The 6,896-nt window shown below is 75.4% G+C and carries 7 protein-coding genes and 2 pseudogenes; 3 read left to right on the top strand and 6 right to left on the bottom strand.

Translation table 11 applies throughout. From position 1 onward, the window contains the following. Positions 1-779 (bottom strand): LppM family (lipo)protein (locus DKT68_RS01355; RefSeq protein ID WP_201748848.1); only part of this gene is annotated, 779 nt, incomplete at its 3' end. Between the two features lie 254 nt (positions 780-1,033). Between DKT68_RS01355 and DKT68_RS01350 the strand changes: the two genes are divergently transcribed. Further along, on the top strand, positions 1,034-1,453 hold the full coding sequence (locus DKT68_RS01350) for an NUDIX hydrolase (protein ID WP_236646666.1): 420 nt from the start codon (positions 1,034-1,036) through the stop codon (positions 1,451-1,453). A gap of 16 nt (positions 1,454-1,469) precedes the next feature. On the opposite strand, the gene DKT68_RS01345 is transcribed toward DKT68_RS01350, so the two are convergent. Then, positions 1,470-2,639, bottom strand: coding sequence for an FAD-dependent monooxygenase (locus tag DKT68_RS01345; RefSeq protein ID WP_109815613.1), 1,170 nt, complete (start codon positions 2,637-2,639; stop codon positions 1,470-1,472). Between the two features lie 65 nt (positions 2,640-2,704). Here DKT68_RS01345 and DKT68_RS01340 point away from each other — a divergent pair, with 65 nt between their 5' ends. Next, the gene (locus tag DKT68_RS01340; protein ID WP_236646665.1) at positions 2,705-3,334 is read left to right on the top strand and encodes a TetR/AcrR family transcriptional regulator; all 630 of its coding nucleotides are present in this window, start codon (positions 2,705-2,707) and stop codon (positions 3,332-3,334) included. 11 nt (positions 3,335-3,345) lie between these two features. Here DKT68_RS01340 and DKT68_RS32785 read toward each other — a convergent pair. Further along, positions 3,346-3,486: pseudogene (locus DKT68_RS32785) on the bottom strand (AraC family transcriptional regulator); the annotation flags it as partial. Positions 3,487-3,569: 83 nt separating this feature from the next. Beyond that, positions 3,570-3,680, bottom strand: a pseudogene (locus tag DKT68_RS32780) (AraC family transcriptional regulator); the annotation flags it as partial. A 115-nt stretch (positions 3,681-3,795) separates the two neighbouring features. Here DKT68_RS32780 and DKT68_RS01330 point away from each other — a divergent pair. Further along, positions 3,796-4,917, top strand: a complete 1,122-nt coding sequence (locus DKT68_RS01330) for an FUSC family protein (RefSeq protein ID WP_201748846.1) — start codon at positions 3,796-3,798, stop codon at positions 4,915-4,917. A gap of 57 nt (positions 4,918-4,974) precedes the next feature. Here DKT68_RS01330 and DKT68_RS01325 read toward each other — a convergent pair whose 3' ends face one another. Together DKT68_RS01325 and DKT68_RS01320 are read right to left on the bottom strand one after the other, a co-directional pair. Beyond that, positions 4,975-5,682, bottom strand: a complete 708-nt coding sequence (locus tag DKT68_RS01325) for an alpha/beta hydrolase (RefSeq protein ID WP_109815610.1) — start codon at positions 5,680-5,682, stop codon at positions 4,975-4,977. A gap of 78 nt (positions 5,683-5,760) precedes the next feature. Beyond that, positions 5,761-6,750, bottom strand: a complete 990-nt coding sequence (locus tag DKT68_RS01320; protein ID WP_109815609.1) for a LacI family DNA-binding transcriptional regulator — start codon at positions 6,748-6,750, stop codon at positions 5,761-5,763. Between the last annotated feature and the right edge of the window lie 146 nt (positions 6,751-6,896).

The following is a 6,896-nucleotide window of genomic DNA, read 5'->3' as shown; positions in this document are numbered from 1 at the left end:
GCCGCGCCCGGCGAGGTCGGACCGGGCGCGGCCGGCGCCGTCGGGCGACGGCGACGTAGAAGGAGTACGACCACCGCGGCGAGCAGCAGCAGGAGGAGCAGACCGCCGACGATCAGCAGCCAGGGGAACCCGCCTTCGTCGGCGGCGGCGACCGGCGAGGCCGAGGGCCGGGGCGGGGCTTCGGCGACGGCCCGCAACTCGGTGGGCTTGTCCTGGTTGGAGTCCACCTTCCAGCTGACCGACCGGCCGTTGAGGGTGCCATTGGTGTCGATCACCCGACCGGGAAATGTCACCGAGATCTCGAACGACATCAGTTTGAGGAAAGCCTGTTGCTGCTGCGGATTCTGTTCGGCCATCTTTCCGCCGTACTTCTTCGGGTCGAGCGGCAACGTGAAGCGGTAGAAATCGCCGTCCCGGACCAGTTTGACGCTCTCGCTGTCGAAGCTCGCCAGCGGTGCTTTCCGGTAACTGATCTGGGTGCCGAAGAGTTGGCTGTCCTCGTAAACGGTCTCCTCGCCGGACGGCAGCGCGGGAATGTTCTGCCGCAGCTCCGCGAAGGCCACCGGAACGTTCTTGTTGCGCGAGGTCAGCAGGGATTTCTGGGCGGTCAGCAGCAGCTGCCCGTCGACCGTGTCGTCGGCGTTGACGGTGAGCCCCATGTTGAGCTGCATGCAGCCGCTCAGAACGGCGAGAAGAAGGAGACACACCGCGACGCGGAGTGCCTTACCGCGGTTGACTCTCCTGTTCATGGGCTCAGTGTGTGTGATCGCTATCACCACGAGCAGTCAGCGATCAGTCACATCGCAGTCGCCGATCTTACCGGTGCGCTGTCATGTTCGGCTGAGGCCGATGCCGGCACAATTGACTACCCTGGAGTTTTGGCCCACCGCGGTTTTCGCACCGATTTCCCTCCTGTGGGGAAAGCCGGCCCCGGTGACGCCGCCACCCGCGGGCGCCTTGTGGCATGGGGAGAGCGGGCCTACCGGGCGTCCGGCTCGGCGGGGACGCCCCCTGCCCGGCCTAGGCTGAGGGCGTGATCGTGGTCGCGTGTGTGCTGCTGGTGGACCCGGACGGCCGACTGTTGCTGCAACTGCGGGACGGCAACGCCGAGTACCACCCGAACGTGTGGGGGCTGCCCGGTGGGCACGGCGAGCCGGGCGAGACTCCGGAACAGGCCGCCGAGCGGGAGCTGTGGGAGGAGACCGGCCTGCGCGCCGACGGCCCGCTGCGCCCGTACGCCGTCCAGCCGTTGCCCGAGTTGGGCCGGGTGAAGCACTACTTCGTCGGCAGCACCCGCGCCCGGCAGGAGGACGTGGTGCTCGGCGAGGGGGAGGCGATGGTGTTCGTGCCGGCCGACCAGGTGCTCGACGGCCGCCCCTACACGCCGGGCACGGTCGAGGTGCTGACCCGGTTCCTCGCCTCGCCCGACCACACCGGCGCCACGACCGGCTGAACGGCGACCGTCCCGGTCACCGCACCGGCGCCGGAGGCCGCCAGTCGGCGTGGCGGGCCATCCCCCGCAGGGTGGCCCGCGCAGGCGTGAGCCGTAACGCGGCGTTCCGCACCGTGACGGCCAGCGGGTTCCGGAGCTGCTGGCCGTACCGGCCGGCCCGGAAGGAGGCGCGGGCGACGGCCTGGCTGCGGGGTCGACGCTGCCGGTCGTACGCCGCGAGGACGGCCGGCAGGCCCTCGGCCCCGGCGGCGCAGACGGCGCCGAGCACCACGGCGTCCTCGATCGCCTGGCCGGCGCCCTGCCCGAGGTTGGGCGTCATCGGGTGGGCGGCGTCGCCGAGCAGGGCCACGCGTCCCCGCACGTACGAGGGGAGCGGGGTGGCCAGGTGGTGGATGTCGTTGCGCAGCACGACCCCGGGCGGTGTCGCCGCCAGCAGCTCCGGGATGGGCGCGTGCCAGGTGCCGAAGCGCTCCCGAACGGCCGCCAGCTCGTCCGGGGCGTGCTCGCCGGGCGGAGCGGTGAGCGCGGCGTACCAGTAGAGCTGGCCGGCGCCGATCGGCACCATGCCGAACTCGGCTGCCGGGCCCCAGGTGATCGCCGCCGGGACCGGGTCGGGGAACGCGATGGCGGCACGCCAGGCCGTCGACCCCGCGTACACCGGGGCGGGAATCTCCGGCCAGAGCTGGGCGCGCAGCCGGCTGCGCAGGCCGTCGGCGCCGACCACCAGGTCGGCGGTGAGCCTCCGCGTGCCGTCGGGCCCCCGGTAGCGCACCTCGGCGCGGTCCGGGCCGGGCTCGACGTGCTCCACCTCGGCCCCGGTCCGCAGCGACGACGCCGGCAGCGCCTCGCGCAGGATGCGGTGCAGGGTGGCCCGGTGCACGCCGAGCGCGGTGGTGCCCAGTTGGCGGGTCATCTCCGCACCGTCCACCCTGGACAGCCATCGACCGCGCCGGTCGCGGATGCCGCCGGGCGCCTCGGCGTGCTCGCCCCGGCGCACGGCCGCGCCGAGACCGAGCGCGTCCAGGCCGCGCAGCGCGTTGGCCATCAGTGTCAGCCCGGCGCCGACCTCGCGCAGCTCGGCGGCGCGCTCCAGCACGGTGACCCGCCAGCCCTGTCGGCGCAGGGCGACTGCCGCGCTGAGCCCGCCGATCCCGGCGCCGACCACCACCGCGTGCGGGTCGTTCACGTCGACCACCCCTTCTACACCTGTAGAAGAGTGATACTACCTGCGGACCACGGGAAGGGGGAGGCGTGACGGCCCGGACGAACCGGATCGCCCTGCTGGCGGACGCCGCCATCGAGCTGATCGCCGACGGCGGCATGCGGGCGCTGACGCACCGGGCGGTGGACGGTCGCGCCGGGATGGCGCCCGGCACCACCTCCGCCTACCTCCGGACGCGGCAGGCGCTGATCGAGGCGGTGGTGGCCCGGCTCGCCGAACGGGACCGGGCCGACCTGACGGCGCACGAGCTGCCGACCGTCGCGCCACCACCGACACCCGGTCCCCGGCTCGACAGCGGCGACCTCGACCGGCTCGCCGCCGGCGTCGCCGACGTGCTCGACCGGTGGCTGACCACCGGGCGCAGCCGGACGCTGGCCCGCTACGCCTGCCTGCTGGAGGCGGTGCACCGCCCCGAGCTGCGCGGCATCCTGCACCACGGCACCGGCCTGCGGGTCCAGGCCCGGGATCTGCTCACCCGGGCCGGCGCCACCGACCCCCACCGGCAGGGCGACCAGTTCGTCGCGTTCGTGGACGGGCTGCTCTTCGACCGGCTCGTCGGCGCCGGCGCGCTCACCGCCCCGCCGGCGGGCAGCCCCGCCAGCCGCGACGACCTGGCCGGCGCCGTCCGCACGCTGCTGCGCGCCCTGACCGGGAACTGACCCGCCGGGCGTCAGCCGGCCGCCACCCCGGTCCGGTGCTGGCTCGGGCTGCCCCCCCGGGCCCGGCGGAACGCGGTGCTCAGCGCGTACGGGCTGGCGTAGCCGACCCGCCGGGCCACCGCGCCCAGCGTGGCGTCCGGCTCGCGCAGCACCGCCACGTCACCGGGGCGCAGCGTCGCCGGGCGGCGTCGTCCGGAACGAGCCAGGCGGCGCCGTCGACCAGCGCCACGACGGTGAGCGGCGCCCGGTCCTCGATCCGCAGCGCGTACGGCGGGTCGGACACCGAGCGGAGCAGGAACGCGCCCCGGGCCCGGGGACCGTCGAGCAGCCCGGTGAGGGGGTCCATCGCGCGATGGTAGACGATCGCGAGGGGCGCTCCGGGCCCGTGAGACTCCGGCGGCCGCCGGTGACCGTTCCCGGGAGCCTCGACATCCGGAAGCGGGGTGGGGGAGGTGGGGACGGTGCGGTTCAGCGGCCTGCGGGTGGCCGGCGGGCGACTGCGGCACGGCTGGCGGCCCGTGCTGGAGGCGACCCTCGCGGCGACGGTGGCCTGGTTGCTGGCCACCCGGCTGCTCGGGCACCCGCAGCCCTTCTTCGCGCCGGCCGCCGCGCTGATCGTCCTCGGTCAGGCCCGGGGGCAGCGGATCCGGCGGGCCGTCGAGGTCGTCCTCGGGGTCGCCGCCGGGGTGCTGGTCGCGGACCTGGTGGTGCAGGCGCTGGGCCCGGGCGGCACCTGGACGGTGTTTACCGTCATCCTGCTCACGGTCCTGCTCGCGGTGGCGTTCGGGGCCACCGGAGTGACGCTGGTGCAGGCCGCGGTCTCCGCGCTCTACCTGGTGGTGGTGGCGCCGCCGGACGGCTCGTTGGTGCCGTTCCGCTTCGTCGACGCGTTGATCGGCGGCGCGGTCGCGCTCGCGGTCAGCCTGCTGGTCGACGCCCGGCGCCCGCTGGCCCCGCTGGTCGCCGAGGTGCGGCGGACCTTCGACGAGTTGGCCGCCCTGCTGGACGGGATCGCCGACGCGCTGGACTGCCGCGACGAGGCCGCCGCGCGTGACGCCCTGGCCCGCGCCCGGGACATGGACGCCCAGGTCGCAGGGCTGCGCGACGGGGTGCTCGCGGCCGGCGAGGCGCTGCGGCTCAACCTGCGGCGACGCCGGCACATCGGCCGGCTGCGGTCGGTGGACGAGTCGATCCGGCAGATCGACTACGCCGTCCGCAACGTCCGGGTGCTGGCCCGTGCCGGGGTGACGCTCAGCCGGCTGCACGCCCCGGCGCCGCCGGAGTTGGGCGGCGCGCTGCGATCGTTGGCCGAGGCGGTCGGAGAGGCCGGCGCGGCGCTCGCCGCCGACCTGGACGGGCGGGAGGAGGCCGCCGACGGCCACGCCGCCCGGGCGGAGGATGCGGCGCTGGCCGCCGTGCACACCGCCGGGCAGCTCTTCGCGTCGACCCAGACCCTGCCACTCGCCATGATCATCGGCCAGGTCCGGGCCACGGCCATCGACCTGCTGCGCGGCCTCAACCCCGACGACGACGTCACCGTTCTCACCCGGGTCGACGACGCCCTCGGCCTCCCCGGGATCTGACGTGGTGGCCTGCCGTCGACCGTCTCGGCGGCCCTCTGACAGCGGCGCCCCCGGCGGTCAGCGCGGGGCGGTCAGCCAGGCGGTGGCGGACTGGCGTACGAGGGCGGGAATCTCGTGGCCGCCGGGGAACTCCTCGTAGGTGACGTCGTAGCCGAGGCTGTCCAGGTGCGGGACGAAGCGGCGACTGCACATGTCGATCGGCAGGACGCGGTCGTCCACACCGTGCGAGACGAAGATCCGCGGCCGGCCGCGGGTGACCGGCGGCGCGGCGAAACCGGGGGAGAAGGCCAGCACCGCGTCGACGAGGTCGCCGTTGGCCAGGCCCAGCGAGAGCGCGTACGAGGCGCCGTCGGAGAACCCGCCGAACGTCACGTCGCGCACCGGATAGCCGTCGAAGACGGTGCCCAGCAGCCGGTCGATGCGCCGCACGTCCACGCCGAAGCCGCCCGCGATCAGGTCCCAGCTGCTCGCCGACGCCTTCGGGGCGACCAGGAGCAGGTGGTACGCGTCCGCGACCGGCAGCAACAGGTCCAGGCCCTGCCGCGCCGAGCCGCCGGCCCCGTGCAGCAGCACCACCAGCCGGTACGCGGCGCCGTCGGCGGCGGGCTCCGGGGCGTACACCATGGCCAACGGCCCACCGTCGGCGTCGGTCAGTGGCACGAGCCCGGCGGGCGTCGACGCCACCGGCGGGTGGGCGCGGGCGGTCAACCGGCCGGGGTGGGCGTCGTCCGCCGGGTCCTGCTGCGGCGGCCTGAGGTCGGACACGGGTCACCGCTCCTCGCTGTCGGCAGGGGTCTGCGCCGCGGTTACCCGGCGCGCCACGGGTTAACCGCCGGCAGCGGGTCAGGCGCTGTCGCGGGCCACCAGGGCGGACGGGAAGAGAGTCACCGGCGCGGCCGGGCGCCGGTCCAGCACGGCCGTGGCCGCGGCGGCGGCGATCCGGCCCACCGGGTGGCTCGCGGTCGTCAGCGCGGGGGCGGTCATGCCGGCCAGTGGGATGTCGTCGAAGCCGGCGACCGCCACGTCGCCGGGCACCCGCACGCCGCCGTCGCGCAGCGCGGCGATCACCCCGAACGCGGTCTCGTCGCTGATCGCGTAGATCGCGTCGAGGTCCGGCCAGCGCCGCAGCGCCTCGCCGGCCGCCGCCCGGCCGCTCGCCGCGGTGAAGTCGCCGGGCAGCACGCGCTCCGGCATCCCCGCCTGACGCATCAGCCGGCGGTACGCCACCACCGGCCGCTGCGAGCACGGCAGCCAGCGCGGGCCGCTCACCATGGCGATCCGGCGGCGACCCGTGGCGTACAGGTGACGCAGCACCTCGCTGGCGCCGGCGTCGTTGTCGACGTCGAAGGACGGCACGGTGGCGGAGCCGATGCCGATCGAGGCGACCCGGCCGCGCAGCGACCGCGGCACCGCCTCCAGCAGCTCCTCGGTCGTGTTGACCAGCACCACGCCGCACACGCTGCCGTCGCCGGCGAGCCGGTCCAGGCTGCTCCGCTCGCCCAGCGGGAGCCAGTGCAGCGCCACCCCGATGCCGGCCGGCGCGCAGACCCGGGCCGCCGCGCCGACCACCCGGTGGACGTACGGGTCGTCCAGCACCGACGCGCCGGGCCCGGCGACCGCCACCACGAGCCGTACGCCCCCGCCGCGGACCAGAGCCCGGGCGGCCGGGTTGGGCACGTAGCCGAGCCGGTCGGCGGCCGCCGCGACGCGCTCCCGGGCGGCCGGCGAGGCGAACCCGGTGCCGGCGATCACCCGCGAGGCCGTGGACCGGGACACCCCGGCGGACCTCGCGACGTCCTCCAGCGTGGCCGGCCGGTGCGCGGCTGCCGTCATCGTTTCCTCCCCCCGACCGTCCCGTCCAGGCCGACGGAACGCCTGCCCGGCATCATGCCCCGGCCGGGTCACCGGCGGTAAGGGGCGGTCATCCCGGTTGTGGTGGAAGCGCTCTCAGGTGTGCGATCGTGCGAGGAGATCACCCC

This window comes from Micromonospora acroterricola (assembly GCF_003172955.1).
Classification (GTDB): Bacteria; Actinomycetota; Actinomycetes; order Mycobacteriales; family Micromonosporaceae; genus Micromonospora; species Micromonospora acroterricola.
This window is presented reverse-complemented; position numbering and strand designations above follow the sequence as displayed.

What these genes read in the sequence shown, in the direction of transcription:
- DKT68_RS01320 (WP_109815609.1), bottom strand. Translation starts at nt 6,750, where the DNA reads ATGACGGCAGCCGCGCACCGGCCGGCCACGCTGGAGGACGTCGCGAGG.